At 56.7% G+C, this 18610-nt stretch carries 12 protein-coding genes; 3 read left to right on the top strand and 9 right to left on the bottom strand.

What is annotated here, in order from left to right; translation table 11 throughout:
• Nucleotides 1-5: 5 nt before the first annotated feature.
• The 6 genes from FEF65_RS00520 to mgtE all read right to left on the bottom strand — a co-directional run bounded on the left by FEF65_RS00520 (nt 6) and on the right by mgtE (nt 8589).
• Nucleotides 6-695 (bottom strand): HPP family protein, encoded by a 690-nt coding sequence (locus FEF65_RS00520; protein ID WP_138237829.1) that lies wholly within the window; start codon nt 693-695, stop codon nt 6-8.
• Nucleotides 696-894: 199 nt separating this feature from the next.
• Nucleotides 895-3474, bottom strand: a complete 2580-nt coding sequence (locus FEF65_RS00515) for a PAS domain-containing hybrid sensor histidine kinase/response regulator (protein ID WP_161595136.1) — start codon at nt 3472-3474, stop codon at nt 895-897.
• Between the two features lie 579 nt (nt 3475-4053).
• Entirely contained in the window at nt 4054-4989 is a 936-nt protein-coding gene (gene trxB / locus FEF65_RS00510; protein ID WP_138237827.1) for a thioredoxin-disulfide reductase, read from the bottom strand.
• Nucleotides 4990-5265: 276 nt separating this feature from the next.
• Nucleotides 5266-6147 (bottom strand): carbon-nitrogen hydrolase, encoded by an 882-nt coding sequence (locus tag FEF65_RS00505; RefSeq protein WP_138237826.1) that lies wholly within the window; start codon nt 6145-6147, stop codon nt 5266-5268.
• Nucleotides 6144-7169 carry an agmatine deiminase family protein gene (locus FEF65_RS00500; protein WP_138238082.1) on the bottom strand — a complete coding sequence of 342 codons (1026 nt, stop codon included), beginning with the start codon at nt 7167-7169 and terminating at the stop codon, nt 6144-6146. Before FEF65_RS00500 ends, FEF65_RS00505 begins: the two co-directional genes overlap by 4 nt.
• A 58-nt stretch (nt 7170-7227) precedes the next feature.
• Complete coding sequence (mgtE, locus tag FEF65_RS00495; RefSeq protein WP_138238081.1) at nt 7228-8589, bottom strand: magnesium transporter; 1362 nt, start codon at nt 8587-8589, stop codon at nt 7228-7230.
• Between the two features lie 175 nt (nt 8590-8764).
• Between mgtE and FEF65_RS00490 the strand changes: the two genes are divergently transcribed.
• Entirely contained in the window at nt 8765-9388 is a 624-nt protein-coding gene (locus tag FEF65_RS00490) for a histidine kinase dimerization/phospho-acceptor domain-containing protein (RefSeq protein WP_138237825.1), read from the top strand.
• 539 nt (nt 9389-9927) lie between these two features.
• Here FEF65_RS00490 and FEF65_RS00485 read toward each other — a convergent pair.
• Nucleotides 9928-12171: a hybrid sensor histidine kinase/response regulator gene (locus FEF65_RS00485; protein WP_138237824.1), complete on the bottom strand. Its 2244-nt coding sequence runs from the start codon at nt 12169-12171 to the stop codon at nt 9928-9930.
• A gap of 81 nt (nt 12172-12252) precedes the next feature.
• On the opposite strand from FEF65_RS00485, the gene mfd reads away from it, so the two are divergent.
• Nucleotides 12253-15582, top strand: coding sequence for a transcription-repair coupling factor (gene mfd, locus FEF65_RS00480; protein ID WP_138237823.1), 3330 nt, complete (start codon nt 12253-12255; stop codon nt 15580-15582).
• A gap of 42 nt (nt 15583-15624) precedes the next feature.
• Nucleotides 15625-16713: a phosphoserine phosphatase SerB gene (gene serB / locus FEF65_RS13565; protein ID WP_238701086.1), complete on the top strand. Its 1089-nt coding sequence runs from the start codon at nt 15625-15627 to the stop codon at nt 16711-16713.
• A 35-nt stretch (nt 16714-16748) separates the two neighbouring features.
• Here serB and FEF65_RS00470 read toward each other — a convergent pair whose 3' ends face one another.
• Both FEF65_RS00470 and FEF65_RS00465 read right to left on the bottom strand, forming a co-directional pair.
• Nucleotides 16749-17384 (bottom strand): SH3 domain-containing protein, encoded by a 636-nt coding sequence (locus FEF65_RS00470; protein WP_161595135.1) that lies wholly within the window; start codon nt 17382-17384, stop codon nt 16749-16751.
• Between the two features lie 390 nt (nt 17385-17774).
• On the bottom strand, nt 17775-18581 hold the full coding sequence (locus FEF65_RS00465) for a ferritin-like domain-containing protein (RefSeq protein WP_138237821.1): 807 nt from the start codon (nt 18579-18581) through the stop codon (nt 17775-17777).
• Between the last annotated feature and the right edge of the window lie 29 nt (nt 18582-18610).

Below are 18610 nucleotides of genomic sequence, written 5' to 3'. Positions count from 1 at the left end.
AGCCATTACTCAGCCCGCGCATGATGTGTGGCCCGATGAATGATGCGCAGCAGATCTTCTTCGGAGATATCCTCAACCATATCCATCTCCGTCAATGCCGCGCGCAGATGTTCGACACGGATATCTCCCGCCGATAGCGGCAAAATCCCCCCGCTGCGAGCCAGCGCAGCCGGATAACGGCGACTGCGGTTCAAATTGTTAAAGATCAGGGCGCAGACAAGCAATGTCATGGCATTGAGCAACACAGGCTCAAGCACATAGGCGTAACCCAGAGCATGAATATCAGGACCGCCCACCACGGCAATCAACGCCGTCGCCCCACCCGGAGGATGCAGACAGCGGGCATAATGCATCAAAAGTACAGCCCCACTGACAGCCATAGCGGCAGCCAGCCATGTCGGACCAATCCAGCGGGCACAGCTGACACCAACTATTGCCGGCAACAGATGCCCCCCCAATGCCGGCCATGGCTGCGACAGGGCGCCGTGCGGAACGGCAAACAACAGCACCGCCCCTGCCCCCATAGAGGCAATAATCAGGGTGGCTGAGGTTGATCCAACGACAGAGATACTGATCGCCCAGCAGAGGGAAATACCGAGCAGGGCACCTGCCGCAGCCAGAAACCGCTCACGATGACCGACATGAATCAGGTCCACTCCCATCCAGTGAAGCAGATATTTTCCCTGTTGCTTCACCGTAGCGTCACCGAAAACAAGAGCGCATACCTGTCTGCACCGGCGGTTGCCCCGCTTCGGATCGTTGCATGATCATGATACCGTCACTCATGGCGCCGCCTTTAACATAGATTAACAGTAAATCTTATAGGCACCATAGAGACTGACATATGCACCTGTCAACCTTCCCTGGCCTGTGACCTCACCACCCCGAAAAGGGTCAGTCAGCCGGGTGACATGGATACAACATCCGGTGAACAGCCTGGCTCAGCTCGGCAATCGCAACAGGCTTGGCAATCAGCCTGCAGCCATCAATAGCGGCAATCTCACCCCTTCTGTCAGCAAAGTCATAACCGGTCAAAAGAATAAGGGGCACATCAGTATCCTGCTTGCGGATACTCTGCATAAGATCCACGCCGCCCATCACCGGCATCACCACATCAGAAATCACCAGTGCAATCTCGGCAATGTGCGTGTTATAGCATTGCAGCGCCTCCATGCCATTTGCCGCCTCAATCACCCGATAGCCAAAGTCCCGGAGCACCTCACCGATCGTATCACGCATTTCAACTTCATCATCGACCAGCAAAATCAACTCACCATTTCCCGCCAGCACTTCCGCGACCTCGTCTTTACCATGGCTGGCACTATCCTGGAGTACAGGCAGATATACATGCATGGTCGTTCCCTGCCCCGGCACACTGTCAATCTCCAGTACGCCGAGATGGGTTTGTACGGCACCATACACCATCGCAAGGCCGAGGCCGGTTCCCTTGCCAATGTGTTTGGTTGTAAAAAATGGTTCCACTACCTTGTCGATCAACTCCGGCGGAATCCCCACGCCGTTATCGCGTACGGATAAGTGGGCCAGTTCGGCGGCAGTGATCTCAGGATGTCTGTGCAGGAAATCCGGATCCGGAACAACACGTGACAGCCCGATCGCAATCTCCGGCTGATCGCAGTGCTCAACAGCATCGCGGGCATTATTCAACAGATTCATCAATACCTGCTGTAACTGCGTGGCATCACCATTCACCAGCATCTGCTCTGCAGAAAATTCCCTGAGCAGGGAGATATTCTCAGGTATCGCACTCTGCACCAGCTTCAGCCCCTCCTTGATAAAGGCATTGAGCGGAATCGGTTTCATGCTGACCTGATCCTTGCGGGCAAAGGTGAGCAGCTGCCTGATCATCTCGGCGGCCGATGTTGCCAATCGCTCAACACTCGCAATCCGCTCATCCGCGTTACTGTTATCGCCCTTGTGCAGGCGTATGCGGGCCAGGTACAGATTACCCTGAATCGCCGCCAGCATGTTATTGAAATCATGCGCAATGCCACCGACAAGTGTGCCGATCGCCTCCATTTTCTGAGCTTGCAGGAACTGTTCTTCAAGCCGGCGATACTCAGTCATGTCCTGCTGCAGGGAGACAAAATGGCTGATCTCCCCCTGGTCATTGTGAATGGGCGAAACCGTCATCAGAGCCGGGTAATAGCTGCCATCCTTCCTGCGATCCACCATCGTTCCCCGCCAAACGTCCCCGCGTGTAATGGTCTGCCACATATCCCGGTAAAATTTCGGATCCTGAGCATCGCTCTTTAGAATGGAAGGCTTCTCACCGATCACCTCCGCCGCCTCATACCCCGTTACCCGGGTAAATGCAGGGTTTACATATTCAATCATTCCGTGGCTATCGGTAATTAATACGACCTCGCCTGCAGCCTCAACGCTTTTTGAGAGCATGCGATAGACCTCTTCGGCCCTCACCTGCATCGAGACATCACGCATCACAGCCGTAATAATGACTTCATCATCGAGTCGCTGCCGTGAAATGGTAAGGTCCAGCTGCGTCTCATGCCCCCCCTTGCATAAGCCATATATCCGTGAAAAGCGGCCGCTCACCCCCTCACCGGGATTGCGTAAAAACAGCGCCATACCGCGTCTGTGCGCCTCCCGGAAGCGAACAGGGATCAGCATCTCAACCGGCTCACCGATCATCTCGGCACGCGAGTAACCGAACATTTTTTCAGCCGCATGATTGAATACGATTATACAACCATGCGCATCTACCGAAATAATCGCATCCTCATTCTGCTCGATGATGGAGACCAGCCGCGCATCACTTTTTCGCAGCGCCCGCTCACGCTCCTTACGCTGGGTGATATCACGATCGACACCACGATAGCCGCATCGTTCGCCCCCCTGATCCAGCACAGCAACATAGCTTCTTTCCACACTCACCCGCTTGCCGCTCTTATGTAGCAGCACGCCCTCCTGGCGATGGGAAACCGGATGGGCCATGCAGGAAAAATCGCCATCGACAAGGTTGACCTGATCGGATGACAGTAACTCCACATGATTTCTTCCGATCAGCTCCTCCGGAGCATAGCCCAGCATCTCCTGGACCCTCGGGCTGCAGTAGATAAAGTGACCACCAGCATCCATCTCCCAAATCCAGTCACTGCTTGCCTCCACCAGCATGCGGAATTTCTGTTCCGACCGTTCAAGTTCAGCACTGCCGACATGAACGGCATACTCAAGCTGATGCTGGCGCCGCACCATGTATTGAACCAGAAATCCGAACAGCGAGAACAGAATGGTGGCCGATGTACGCATATAGAGTTCCACCGGTTCAGCGGAAAGCAGACTCCCCATATAGGAATCGCCAGAAAAAATAAAACGGTCGATAAAGGCATCGATAAACCACACCGCAATACCCAGCCCAACACCCAGCAAGGGATAGATACGCCCCTCCTGAAAGCAGACAGACGCACACGTGCCCGTTGATAAGCCTTTCGTCACTGATCCCTCCATAACCGCCCGGTCATGGAGGGATCGAAAGCAAATTTAAGGCCAGCCAGGAACTGCGCGGCAGCTATGGCGGCCCAACATGCCCCTGTCTTGCTTGCAGACATTGCTATCCCGCCATTTGAAGCCATGGCATGGCTTCAAATGGCGCGCTCCTGCTCGTTACGAATTGCTTAAGGAGATGCTGATTGATTGCCCTCCTGGCAAAAATCAGTTCGCAAAGGCAAAAGCGCGACCAAGAGGCAGGAAGCCGATTGGACGGCCAACGGCCGCCCGCAGGGCGAAGGCATGATGCCCGAGTCATTTTCCCTTTGCTTACAAATCAAACACTTACGCGTTTGATTTGATTCGCTGCATCCTGCAGCTCACCTGGCGGCGGCAAAACCGTCCAATCCGGCTATCCTGCCGGATTGTGGCTTCCGTCCATGCTCCGCACGGAAGCACTGACACATCAGCGCTTCCTTAAGGCCGACAGACTCCTGGCCGCAGCATAAAAAAAGAGGGCACCCGGCCCTCTTTTTTTATGCTGCGGCGCTCAGCGCTACAGTGTGATCATGGCATCAGATCGCGGCCTTATGCCTGTGCCGAAAGCCAGCGCTCAGCATCCAGCGCAGCCTTGCAGCCTTCGCCGGCACTGGTAATGGCCTGACGGTAGACAGGGTCTGCCACATCACCGGCAGCAAACACCCCCTCGACTGAGGTCGCAGTACTGCGACCTTTTGTCATCAGGTAACCGGTCTCGTCCATCTCCAGCTGGCCATTAAGGAAGTCGGTGTTCGGCTTGTGACCGATTGCAATGAATACGCCATGCACATCCAGATCGCGAACAGCACCATCCACCGTTGATTTCAGGCGAATGCCGGTCACACCGGAATCATCGCCAAGAATCTCTTCCGTCACACTGTTCCAGGCCACTTCGATATTTTCCGTTGCCAGCAACTTGTCCTGCATAATCGGCTCAGCTCGCAGCGAATCACGACGGTGCACCAGCGTCACCTTTTTGCAAAGGTTGGCCAGATAAATCGCCTCTTCAACAGCGGTATCGCCACCACCGACCACAGCAACCTCCTTGCCACGGTAGAAAAAGCCGTCACAGGTGGCACAAGCCGACACACCACGCCCGGCAAAGGCCTCTTCACTCGGCAGCCCCAGGTATTTGGCCGATGCACCGGTTGCAATAATCAACGCATCACAGGTATAGGTGCCATCATCACCCTTCAGCGTAAACGGACGACGGGAGAGATCTGCCTCATTGATATGATCCCAGATCATATCTGTCCCGAAGCGCTCGGCCTGGGCCTTGAAATCCTCCATCATCTCCGGCCCCTGCACACCATCCTTGTAACCGGGATAATTATCGACATCGGTCGTCGTCGTAAGCTGACCACCGACCTGATGGCCCTGAATAAGTACAGGCTTAAGGTTGGCGCGGGCGGCATAAATGGCTGCCGTATAGCCGGCAGGACCGGAGCCCAGAATAATCAGATGGTGATGTACAGCGTCAGACATGATTCTCTCCGAAAAAAAAGTTGTGCGAAACTAACAATATGCCCCCGAATCGCAACGACCGCAGGCCGCCCGTGGCAGGCACCGATACCCTGACCTGTTCAGAGTATCCTCAGGAATCTGTCGAACTTAACTCAAATCTGCCGCGCGGCAGCTATGGCGGCCCAAAATCCCGGAATTTTTTTTCTTGCAGACATTGCTATCGCGCCATTTGAAGCCATGCCATGGCTTCAAATGGCTTACTCCTGCTCGCTACGAATTGCTTAAGCCGACATGCTCCTAGTCTCTGTAACGCAGGACCAGCTCTTCATACATATCGATACGCCTGTCTCGCAAAAACGGCCACATGCGACGTACCTTCTCACTGCGACCGAGATCGACATCCACCACCATCACCGCCTGCTCATCAGCATCTGCACTGGCCAGGATTTCACCCTGTGGACCGGCGACAAAACTGCCGCCCCAGAACTCCAGCCCGCTCTCACCGGCAGGGCTCGGCTCAAACCCGGTACGGTTCACACAGATCACCGGCAGCCCGTTGGCAACGGCGTGCCCGCGCATACTGATCTCCCATGCCCCCCGCTGCCGCAGCTGCTCATCCTCGCCCTCATCAGGCGACCAGCCTATCGCGGTCGGATAGATCAACATATCAGCCCCGGCCATCGCCATCAGACGGGCCGCTTCAGGATACCACTGATCCCAGCACACCAGCACACCAAGCCTGCCGACCGAGGTCTCAATCGGCTCAAAGCCGATATCGCCCGGGGTGAAATAAAACTTTTCGTAATAGGCCGGATCATCCGGGATATGCATCTTGCGGTAGATACCGGCGATGGATCCATCCGCCTCCAGCACCACTGCCGTATTATGGTAAAGGCCTGCCGCACGACGCTCAAACAGGGAGGCAACAATCACCACCCCCAGCTCGGCAGCTACGGCCGCCAGAATGTCACTGGATGGACCGGGAATCGACTCAGCCAGGTCAAAATAGTCGGGATTCTCTACCTGACAGAAATAAGGGGTGGCATGCAGCTCCTGCAGCACAACCAGCTTCGCCCCGAGGCGGGCTGCCTCGCGGATTCCCTCAATACTTTCGACAAGGTTTGCCGCCTTGTCTTCACCGCAGCGCTGTTGTACCAGCCCTGTCCGCAATACACTCATGATAAGACCCCCATTGGAAACTGCATGGTCATGCAATGCAGGCTGCCGCCCTGCTCGATCAGAACGCTGGCATCGATACCGATCACCTCCCGTCCCGGAAAACATGCGCCAATCAGACGCAAAGCCTCGGCATCGGCACTGTCCTGATAGGTCGGCACCAGCACTGCACCGTTGATAATCAGAAAATTGGCATAAGACGGGGCCATCACCTGCCCGAAGCGCCCGAGCCTTGGCTTTGGCCACGGCAGTGCGACCAGATGATAAGGCATACCATCGAGCCGACGGAACTGCTGCAGCTGCAACTGCATGGCAGCAAATGCCTGATCATGGGCATCGGCCGGATCATCACAGGCCATATGTATAATCGTATCGGGAGATGCAAAACGGGCCAGAATATCGACATGACTGTCGGTATCATCACCGGCCAGATGACCGTGATCGAGCCACAGCAGTCGCCGGGCACCAAACTGCGCACAGAGTTCTGCCTCGATCTCCGCCTGTGTGAGATGGGTATTGCGATTGAGCGAAAGCAGACAGTCCGAGGTTGTCAGAATGGTGCCGGCGCCATCACTGTCGATGGAGCCCCCCTCAAGGATCATGGGCAATGAGGTCATCGGCTGGTCGCCAAACAGCCCCGCAGCATGAAGCCGGCGACTGACCTGGTTATCAAGGTTGGCTGCAAATTTGAGCCCCCAGCCGTTAAAGCTGAAGTCGAGCAGACGGAATGCATCCCCCTCTTCAACCGTGAGCGCGCCGTAATCACGAACCCAGGTATCATTGGCCGGCAATTCGATCAGGGTAACCTGTTCAGCCTGCGCGCCGGCCGCTTCAAGTTGCGGGCGAACCGCCTCAGCATCATGTACCACCACAACCACCCGCTCAAACCGGCTGATCGCAGCAACAATCGCCGCCACACATGGCTCTACCCGATCAAGAAGGTCGGCCCAGTCACTGTCAGGCCGCGGCCATGAGAGCTGTACTCCGCTTTGCGGCTCCCACTCAGCGGGTAGCCGACGATTCACTCTGTTCAATTTCTGCTCCTGTATGCTCGCCCGACGGATTTGCTGTCAACGCTCTGATCTATACCAGAAAAATAGTGGCAAGGCCGAGAAATGTAAAAAAGCCGACCACATCGGTGACCGTCGTCAATATGGTGCCCGATGCCAGGGCCGGATCAATATCAAGCCGCTGCAGTGTCAGTGGAATCACCGATCCGGCAAGGCCTGCGGCAAACAGATTGACCATCATCGCCACGGCAATAATCGCTCCCAGACGCATACCAAGTTCAGGAAACCACAGTGAAGCCACCGTCGCCATGACAACGGCAAACACACCGCCGGAAACAAGTCCAACCGAGACCTCCTTGATCAGGGCCCGGCGTGCATTGGCAAACGTGATACGACCAAGTGCAATACCGCGTACAATCACCGTCAGTGTCTGGGTACCGGCAATGCCCCCCATGCTGGCCACAATCGGCATCAGCACCGCCAGCGCCACAACCTGTGCAATGGTCGCCTCAAACTGGGAAATCACTACAGAGGCCGCGATTGCCGTTAACAGATTCACCGCCAGCCAGATGCCCCGTCGCCGTGCAGTGGTCGATACCGATTCGGCCAGATCATCCTGATCGGACAGTGCTGCCAGTCGGTACATATCTTCGGTGGCCTCTTCACGCATCACATCGATGACGTCGTCGGCGGTAATACGTCCGACAAGTTCACCACTCGCGTTGACCACCGGCATCGCCAGCACGTCATATTTTTCAAACAGTCGGGCCACCTCTTCCTGATCCTGACCGGCCATCACACGGGGGAAATCGGTCTGGGCAAGCAGACTGATCATCACCTCCGGCTCGGCAAACAGCAGGGTATGCAGTGATAACACCCCCACGAGCAGGTCATCATCATCAACGACATATACGTAGTTAAGATTCTCGATTTCGCGGCCGAAACGGCGCAGCACCTGCAACACCTTTTCAACCGGCCAGCTGCCACGCACCTTGAACAGCTCGGACTGCATCAGACCACCGGCAGTCTCCTCATCATGACTGAGCAGTTCGGCGATATCACGTCGTTCGGAAGGATCAAGCCGGCCGATCACCTCATCGGCAATCTCCTTGTCCACCGCCTGAAGAAGATCGGCCGCATCATCCGAATCAAGGTGCTCAACCACATCCTCGATTTCCTGCGGCTCAAATACAGCCAGCACCTCTTCCTGCACGCCCTCGGGCAACTCAAGCAGCACCTCACCCAGGCATTCGTCAGGAATATATTCGACCAGCAAACGGCGTTGATCGTCATTACGGCAGGAGAGCAGAAGATCGGCCAGTTCGGAAACATGCATCCCGCCCAGAATCTCACGCAGACGGGCCTCATCCCATTTTGCCAGTTGCAGAGCATCATCGCTGCCAAGCAGCGGCCTATTGCTGTGAGTGTCCGACAAGTCGTCCTCCAGGATAATGATCTGACGTTGATGCAGGGCATACCAGCCGGATGGCAACTCTACACCACGAGGCAATGCGGTGAAATGATCTCTTCCCTGGCCTGATGATAGCTGCTACGCTGAGCATGCAGCCACCCCGCCCCTGCCCGGAAGGCTGCATGAGAGGACAACCTGCATGAGTGCAATGATTCGAATTGTGAGCGTTGAACATGGCCTGTCACCCGCCTGTGAAATTCAAAAGGCACTGGCCCACACGGACTATCAGGTTGCCACCACCAGCGCTGAGAATCTTTTTACTGACATCGCCGGCACGCACCCCGATGCCATCCTGCTTCCGCTCTCGCTGCCCGATTGCATTGCCGTTATCGGCCGCCTTCGCTCACTCGGCCCGCATGCCATTATCCTCATAGCGCAGCACGATGAACCGCTTGCACAGGCCCTTGCTGCAGGTGCGGATGACTATCTGCTTGCCCCTGTTTCCGCACCACTGCTGCACCACCGCATCCACCATGCCATCACATATCAACGGCACGCCACCACGATCCATGAGCTGAAATCACAGCTGGATGCAGCGGAAGCAGCACGGGTACGGGCAGAGTCTGCCAGCCAGGACTTTTGCCGGGACCTTTCCCACGACCTGAATAATACCCTGACCGGCATGATCATGACCGCTGAAATGCTGCTGATGGAAAAACCATCCGAGCGGACAACCAGAGTGCTTCAAGAAATGATTGAGCTGGCAGATGAAATCGACAGCAGCATCAAAACGCGTCGTGCGGCGATGAGCAACCAACCATAATGCTTTCGCCCGTTTAGTATGAATCAGCGATTCCGGGCGGGCCATGGACGGAGGCCACAATCCGGCAGGATAACCGGATTGGACGACTTTGCCGCCACCAGATGGGCTGCAGGATGCAGCGAATCAAATCAGACGCGCAAGTGTTTGATTTGTAAATAAATACAAAATGACCCGGGCATCATGCCCTCGCCCTGCGGGCGGCCCCTGGCCGTCCGATCGGCCCCCTGCCTCTTTGTCAGGCTTTTGTCTTTGCGTACTGATTTTGCCAGCAGGGCAATCAATCAGCATCTCCTTACGGGGTCGCCGATTAATCCGGCGCATCCTTACCCCTAGGAGCCTGTCGGATTTAAGCAATCCGTAGCAAGCAGGAGCAAGCCGTTTGAAGCCATGGCATGACTTCAAATGGCGCGATAGCAATGTCTGCAAGAAAAAATATTCCGGGATTGAGGAGCATAGTGGTGACTATACGACAAAAGCCCGGGGCATTTTGGGCCGCTATCCCTGCCGCGCAGTAGATTTGAGTTAAGTCCGACAGACTCCTAGACCTTTGCTTCCACCTCATCAAGCAGGCTCCGCAACGAAACAGACAACCCCTCCACACTGAACGGCTTGCTGAGGAAAAGGGCTCGCTCCGGCCGCTCACCGGTTTTAAGTGCTTTCTCGCGATCATAACCTGTGGCCAGAATAATCGGCAGACCGGCATGCATCTCCCGTATCTGCCTGGCAGCCTCCATCCCCCCCATTTTCGGCATCACCACATCCAGGATCGCCAGACCAATCTCGTCGCGATACTGCAGAAACTGTGCCACGGCCTGTTCTCCATCACAGGCTGTTACCACCTGATAACCAAGGCTTTCGAGCACGCCGGCAACAGCACTGCGCACAGACTGCTCATCATCGACAAGCAGTATCTTTTCCCCCTTCCCCGGCAGCACCTCAGCCGGCGCCGCGTGTTCTGCATGGCTGTCGATACGCTGCCCGTAAATCGGCAGATAAATATGAAATGCCGTCCCCTTGCCCGGTTTGCTCTCCACCTCAATCACACCACCGTGATGACTCACCGCACCATAGACCATCGCAAGCCCCAGTCCGGTTCCCTTACCCACCCCTTTGGTGGTAAAAAACGGTTCGAAAATCTTCTCCAGATGCTCGCTTGCGATACCGCCACCATTATCTGCAACCCGAATACGGGCGAACAACTCGTCACTCACCTCCGGGTGCATACGGTGGAACTGGGCATGGCTTTTCCAGCGCTGCAGGCTGCATTCAATCTGTGGATGGCGTACCCCTTGCAGTGCATCACAGGCGTTATTCAGCAGATTCATCAAAGCCTGTTGTAGCTGGGTCGCATCCCCCAATACAGTCAACGTCTCACTGCACAGGTCAAACGTGCAATCGATATCCTCCGGAATCGTGCTGCGCGCCAGTTTTCCCGCCTCCTTCATAAACATATTCAGTGGCAACGGGCGCATCTGGACGGTGTCCTTACGGGCAAAGGTGAGCAGCTGCTGCACCATATCACCCGCTCTCAAACTGAGCTTCTCAATATTATCCAGCTTGCCAGCGGCACGGCCTGCCTCATTCGGCAGCTGCTGCCGGGCCAGATAGACATTACCCTGTATGGCAGCAAGCATATTGTTAAAGTCATGGGCAATCCCCCCGACCAGTGTACCGATCGCCTCCATTTTCTGGGATTGCAGCAACTGCTCCTCCAGCTGGCGGTGCTCGGTCACATCCTGCACCGTACCGGTGGAAACCAGGGGGATGCCCTCTTCATCATATGTGGTTTCACAGCACTCGTGAACGTATTTGATGCGTCCGTCGGCAAACTGCAAGCGATGCACAATATCGTATCCACTGCGATCATTGAGAGACTGGCGATAGGCATCACTGACCTTTTGCCTGTCATCAGGATGCACAATATCGAGGAATGCCTCGAACGTTCCCTCGAACGCCTCACTGTCAAACTCGAAAATCCGGTGAATTTCATCCGACCATGTCAGCCTGTTGGCAGCAATCTCATACTCCCAGTGACCAAGGTGAGCCATACGCTGGGCCCGGGCCAGCCTCATTTCACTCAGGCGCAATTTTTCGTCGGCAGCCAGCAGGGCGGCCTCACGATCCGCACTTTCAAAACGCAGGGTAATATTTTGCAAATGATTGCGGCAGTTGCGCAGGCAGCTGTTGAGCAATAGCAGCAGGTGAACCCCGACCATCGCAGCAAAAAAGGTGGTAATAAACGTTTCTTCAAGCAGCAGCCGCCCCATCAGCGGCAACAGAATCAACAATTCAAAGACAACCGCCGGAGCCTTCTGGCCGGAAAGGGTGGCAGAGCCGGCTGCAGACATGCCGGCGATCACAATCACAATCACTGCCTGATGGACGATATCCCCGGCCGGAAAGAGCAGCCAGACACCGATTCCCCAGACCAGGCCGGCGAAAACGGTACCTGTAAAAAAAGCCCGTTCCCAGCGGGCAACATCGCACCAGTGCGGCTGCGCTCTTTCAAATGCGAAGGCCAGCCAGAGACGCCCTGCCACCGTCAATACAGTGGCCCCGCCCCACAGCAGAATCAACCGGTGATCAATCACCGGCCACTGAATGATGGCAGTCATCACGGCAATGACAATATAGCCGAAAGCGACATAGCGCGATGGCTCAAACAATAATCTGACCTGTTCCAGTCGAATCCGGAGTTGCTGCTGTTCTCTCAAGGCATCCATCACACCTTCACCCTTGCCGAAAATCATCACATCCTGTCGGCGCCATCCATATCTGCTCAAAAGAGCAAGATCAGCGCCAATATCAACAGCGCCATCCCGTGTGGCCGCCCGTGCATCTTTGCGGCAGCATACCGCATCAGGATGAAAACCTCAGAAACCACCTCCCCCCCGCATACACTGACAGGACTGGCATGGCAGCTGGCCGAACTGGCCCGGACCAACCAATTCAGCATCTGGATCTGCCCGGATCTGCGCAGCTATCGACAACTTGCCGAAGAGGTCACTTTCTTCCTTGCCGATCAACCCGCCCGTCTGTGGCGAATGCCTGCATGGGAGGTACTTCCCTACGACCGCGTATCCCCGCATCACAGCATTGTCGGTGAGCGCTTCGCCACGCTCGGCCGGCTGCTGAACACCCCGGCGCCAAAAGGGCTGTTACTGACCGCCCTGCCGGCATGGCTGCAGCGCATGGCTCCACCGGAGGTCGTGGCTGCCCATGTGTGGCAATTGCGCGTCGGCGACCAGCTTGATACCGCCTCTTTGAAATCGCGGCTGGCAGAGGCGGGCATGACTGCTGCAGACCGGGTCCTCGTCGCAGGAGAGTTTGCCGCCAGAGGCGGACTGTTTGATATATGGCCGGCGACGGAGGCCACGCCGCTGCGCATTGATATGTTCGGTGATGAAATCGAAAGCATTCGCCGCTTCGACCCGGAAACCCAGCGCTCAGGTGAAGAGCTGCAACACTTTACCTCTGTCCCCGTACGCGAAGTGATTCTCGATGAGCGGGGCATGGAAACGTTTGCCGCTGCATTCAGGGCCCGCTTCCCGCACCTGCGCAAACACCCGATGCTGACATCCGTGCAGTCCGGCCGCCCTCACCCCGGCATTGAGGCGCTTCTGCCTCTGACCTATCAAAACACCGCCCGGCTGATCGACTACCTGCCCGATAACGTCACCGTCTATGCCGATGCGGATATCGATCAGAAACGGGTGGCCTTTTCAGGACAGGTCCGCGGACAGTTTGAAATGGTTCGCAGCAGTGCTGAACCCAGCATCAGTCCGCAGGAGCTCTACGCGACCGAAACAGCCATTCAGGCCTCCGCTCTGCCCCGGACCGCCATCGAAGATGCACCGGCGCTGGCTGACTTCAGTCAACACAAACAACCACTGCATGCCATGCGCCATGCACTGGACGAGAGGCTGACCCGGGGCTGGAGCATCCGCCTCGTCGCCCATGGTCTCGGCCAGCAGGAGCGCATGCTTGAGGCCTGTGCCGAGCTGAAGGCCCCCTCAGCGGACGCCATTTCCACCTGCATCGGCTACCTTGAAACAGGCTTTGCCCTGCCGCAACAAAAGCTGCTGCTGCTAACCGGCCGGGAATTGCTCGGACAACGACTGCCTCGCAAGCGGCGCTCATCCGGCAGAACACTTCTGCATGCCGATATTTTTACCAGCCTCGCCGAACTGAAAATCGGCGACCCGGTGGTACATGAAGACCATGGTGTCGGCCTCTATCAGGGGCTTGAAACCATGGGTGAGGAAGAGGATCTCGCTGACTTCATCAAGATTGAATATGCCGGCAAAGCCCATGTATTTGTACCGGTTGAAGAGCTCGGCCGCCTGCATCGTTATACAGGTGAGGAGTCTCCGTCACTCAGCAAGCTGGGGTCGGACAAATGGCGCAAGACCCGTGAACGGGTGAAACATGACCTGCTCGCCATGGCCCATGAGCTGATTGATGTGGAAGCCGATCGCAGTCGCTGTACACGTCCGCCCTGCCGCCTCGAAGGCGTGTTGCTGGATGCCTACGAAGAGTTTACGGCCCGCTTTCCCTTTGAGGAAACGGATGATCAGGCGGAAGCCATTGATGCGGTCCTGACCGACCTCGCCGGCAACAAACCAATGGATCGTGTGATCTGTGGCGATGTCGGTTTTGGTAAAACCGAGGTTGCCATGCGTGCTGCCTTCATCGTCGCTGAGTCCGGCCGTCAGGTTGCTGTTCTCGCGCCCACCACGGTACTGGCCAACCAGCACTATGCCAGTTTTGCCGAGCGCTTCTCGGGCACAGGGCTCAAGGTGGCGCTGATATCCCGTCTGCAGAGCAAAAAAGAGGCTGATCGCATCACCGCAGAACTGGCCGGTGGCGACATCCGCGTCATTATCGGCACCCACCGCCTGCTCTCGGATACATTCGAATTCGCCGATCTGGGCCTTGTCGTCGTGGATGAAGAACAACGTTTCGGTGTTAAACACAAGCAGAAGCTGAAATCCCTGCATACAGGGACAGATCTTCTGACACTTACAGCAACGCCGATCCCGCGCACCCTGCATCAGACGATGTCAGGCCTGCGCAGCGTCTCAATTATCAGCACCCCCCCGGCTGAGCGGGAGGCAATCCGCACGATGGTCTCAAGTTTTGACCGCCACATGGCCGCAGAAGCCATCCGCCGTGAACTTTATCGTGGCGGACAGGTCTATTACCTGCACAACCATGTAAAAAGCATCGAGCGCATTGCCGCACGTCTCAGGGAAGATGTGCCGGAGGCTGAAATCGGCATCGCCCATGGCCAGATGACACCGGCTGAGCTCGACCGGCAGATGCTCTCCTTCTATGAAGGGCGCCTGCACATTCTTGTCTGCACCACCATCGTCGAATCAGGACTTGATGTGCCCAACGCCAATACCCTGATTGTCGAGCGTGCCGACATGCTGGGCCTGGCACAACTGCATCAGATCAGGGGACGCGTGGGTCGCAGTCATCGACAGGCCTATGCCTATCTGTTTACACCGGATGCCCGCAGCATGACCCCGGATGCCAGCGAACGCCTGCAGGCCATTGCCACCCATACCGAATTGGGGGCCGGTTTCCTGCTCGCCCGACAGGATATGGAAATCCGCGGTGCCGGTAATCTTCTGGGGGCAGAACAGAGTGGCCGCATCGAAGAAATCGGCCTGGATATGTATCTGGATATGCTGACCGATGCCGTGGCCGAAGCCCGTGGCAAGCCACCAAAACCCGTTCAGCCGCTTGATATGCACCTGGGCATCAACGCCATTCTGCCGCCGGATTATGTACCGCAGGCGGGGGAGCGCCTCAACCTTTACCGGCGCATTGCCCGCACCACGGACGATGCCCAGATCACGCTGCTGTTTGAGGAGATGACCGACCGCTTCGGCCTGATGCCGGATGAAGCAAAATACTGTCTGGAGTCCGCCCGCATTCGCTGGCGTGCCAGAGCGCTGGCGCTCTCCTCCATCCGCACGTCAACCCTGGGGCTGCGTCTCGGCTTTACCGCCAGCTCGCCGATTGAACCGGCAGCACTGCTGATGCGCGTGCAACGTGAGCCCAATCGCTTTCGCCTGACACCGGATGGCAGTCTCACGCTGCTGGCCGGAGAAGGTACACCGCGCCAGCAGCTCAAGGGGCACATTGCCTTTCTCGACTCACTGCTTGAGAGTTCGACCGCGTGATTTTCCTGCCAGCCGCCCATTCCTTCCGCCCGGAGCTCCGACATGCTGAGTAACTTCCTGCTGCCGTCCGACTATGCCCTGCCGATCGCACTGCACTCGCCCTGCTTTACCACACCGGGCGGGGGCCAACTGCTGCTCTGCAGCATCCATGATGCATGGCAACTGCGTGAATATTATCACTGTGCATCGCTTGAGGCCGTTCAACTGCATATCAGCATGCATGAAGGCAAGCGGCTGGATATCTGGCCATGCGCTGTGGATGCCCCGCAAATGAACGCCCACATTTTTGGCTGCCACGATTTCGATACATTCAGGGAGGTCTGCGAATCGCTGATCATCGAACAGATCGGCATCCTGCAGGTCAGTGTACAGAACGATCATTGCAGAATGTTGCTAAGCGGCCACGCTGATGCCAAACAGCTGACCATGCGCCTGCGCCCGCTGGCGGAGCGCACAAGCGTTGATATTGCCATCACCGCCCTGCAACCATCCCCCACACTTGCCCGGCCGGGACTGCTGTTAATGGATATGGACTCAACGCTGATTCAGTGCGAATGCATTGATGAAATCGCGGACTTCATGGGCATCAAGGCGCAAATTGCCGCCATTACCCAGCTTTCCATGGAAGGAAAGCTTGATTTTGTCGCCTCATTCACAGAGCGGGTCAAACTGCTCAAAGGGCTGGATGCCAGCGTACTTCAGCGCGTGCTGGATGAGCGCATTCAGCTGACCGAAGGCGCTGAAGCCCTGATCAGGGGACTGCAGGCTCACGGCTGGAAGACATGTCTGGTTTCCGGCGGCTTCACCTTCTTCACCGACCACTTCAGGCAACGGCTCGGACTCGACTTTGCCCTTGGCAATGTACTTGAGATTGTCGACGGGAAACTGACCGGCGGCTTTATCGGCAGCGTGGTGGATGCTCAAACAAAGCGACAGACGCTGCTGGCTAAAGCAGCCGAGTGGAACATTCCGCTTGCACAAACCATCGCCATCGGTGATGGCGCCAATGACCTGCCGATGATTGAGACAGCAGGTATGGGCATCGCGTTCCACGCCAAACCACGGGTTCGCGAACTTGCCCCCTACTCCATCTCCCGTGGCGGCCTTAACCGGACACTCGATCTGCTGTAATCAGGGATGCAGCCCTGCCGGCGAGGATCGCCTGCTCAATGCTCCGATGCCGGTGCCTTTTTCGCCGGCACCAGGTAACTCTGATGAATCCAGCCGGTGCGCCCGCCTCTGTCCATACGCAGCTTCACCCATACATCGACTTTATCCAGCCAGACACCCGTTTCTCCGCGCCCGACAATTTTCAGCACTCTGGAAGAACCGGAAGCATCGGCATGCAGCTTGGCTGACTTGCTCAGCTTCAGAAGCGGCCCTTTGGCAGCAACCACATGATGCCGCGATTTTTTTACCACCGGGGCACGTCGAGTGGCAGTCGGTGCCGCCTCGATCGTCACCACTCTGTCGATATCATCGTCAAGACTTACAACAGGTGGCTCAGCCGCAGCGACCGGCCGGAGGTAACTGCGATGAATCCAGCCGGTATGGCCGTTTCTGTCCATACTGACCTGAACCCATTTATCCTGCGTATCCAGCTGCTGACAACGCTCGCCCTTCGCCACCATTTCAATCACCCGGGATGGGCTTGACGGAGCCACATGCAGCTTGGCCGAGCGGGTCAGGCTCAGCACTGCCATATCCCCTGCTTCAGCCTGATCGGCAGCAAAGGGCAAACCACCGACAACAGCCATTGCCATCATCAGCATTGCCCATACCCATTGCCTGATCGATTTCATATCTCTCTCCTTTGTCATCCTGACAGCCTTGCCAGCCCGGACAAAACCGGAGCCGTACAGGCCAAATGATCTGCGCGGCCATCGGAGCAGATGATGGTCACCGCAGCACCGTCCACATGGTATCCGGAACCATAGCAGCCAACCCTAGAAGTCCGTCGCACTTATGCAATTCGCAGCACATACCAACAAGATACCGTCGTGTCAGCATCCGGCCAACCTTGCGGGCACGAAGAGTGCAACGTGCCAGACGCCCGGCCTGCATTCAAGACCGGCACAGGGCGCTCGAAAAGACACGCCATAAGCCGGAAGCGACGCATCTTTTATTACAAATCAAACACTTGCCGGATCGACCGGCTCAATTTTCCGCCACCATACACAATAGCGAATGCATCACACATCCGACGCGCAGCCGAGCATGGTCATCTCCTGCGCTGAGAAACCCGCCTGTTCACGCGCCAGCATATTATACGGACCGGCAAGACCACGCGGATAATATTCACCGATCAGTGCGGTAAATGTCGCAAACGGATCAAGTCCCCGCTGACCACACAGGTAATTAAACCAGTGATTGCCCACAGCCACATGCCCCACTTCATCACGCATGATGATATCAAGCAGACTCACCGCATGATGATCCCCTGCCTGCGCCAGCTTTTCCTGAATGCCGGGCGTCACATCCAGCCCCCGCGCCTCAAGTACACGCGGTACCAGCGCCATACGGGATAGTACATCATGGGCAGTCTTCTCACACATTTCCCAAAGCCCGCCATGGGCAGGGTAATCACCGTAATCAGCACCAAGATGACGCAGATGAGCCCGTATCAGCTCAAAATGATAGACCTCCTCATGCGCCACATTCAGCCAGTCCGTATAAAAAGAGGCCGGCATATCACTAAAGCGACTGACCGCATCCAGAGCCAGGTTGATGGCGTTAAACTCGATATGAGCAATGGCATGCATCATCGTTGCACGCCCCTCTCTGGTCCCGAACCCACGCCGTTTCACCCGGCTGGCCCTGATCAGCTCCGGCCGGACAGGCCGTCCTGGCTGCATGACAGGTTCCAGCCCGGCGGCTACTGCCAGCGTCAGCGCCCCCGCCTGCTGCATCCGGACCAGCTCCCTGACAGCAGCGAGCTTTTCATCCACCTCTTCCAGTAACAGGCATTGATGCGCGCCCTGTCTTAATTCATTCACCACTTGAGCATCTCCCTCACTGACCTCAGCAT

Origin of the sequence: Mariprofundus erugo, assembly GCF_005818865.1 — a bacterium.
In the GTDB taxonomy this organism is placed as follows: domain Bacteria; phylum Pseudomonadota; class Zetaproteobacteria; order Mariprofundales; family Mariprofundaceae; genus Mariprofundus; species Mariprofundus erugo.
This window is presented reverse-complemented; position numbering and strand designations above follow the sequence as displayed.

Coding starts and splice junctions, on each gene's coding strand:
- mfd (WP_138237823.1), top strand. CDS start 12,253: ATGAAAACCTCAGAAACCACCTCCCCCCCGCATACACTGACAGGACTG.
- FEF65_RS00505 (WP_138237826.1), bottom strand. CDS start 6,147: ATGAGTGTATTGCGGACAGGGCTGGTACAACAGCGCTGCGGTGAAGAC.
- FEF65_RS00470 (WP_161595135.1), bottom strand. CDS start 17,384: ATGAAATCGATCAGGCAATGGGTATGGGCAATGCTGATGATGGCAATG.
- trxB (WP_138237827.1), bottom strand. CDS start 4,989: ATGTCTGACGCTGTACATCACCATCTGATTATTCTGGGCTCCGGTCCT.
- FEF65_RS00490 (WP_138237825.1), top strand. CDS start 8,765: ATGAGTGCAATGATTCGAATTGTGAGCGTTGAACATGGCCTGTCACCC.
- serB (WP_238701086.1), top strand. CDS start 15,625: ATGCTGAGTAACTTCCTGCTGCCGTCCGACTATGCCCTGCCGATCGCA.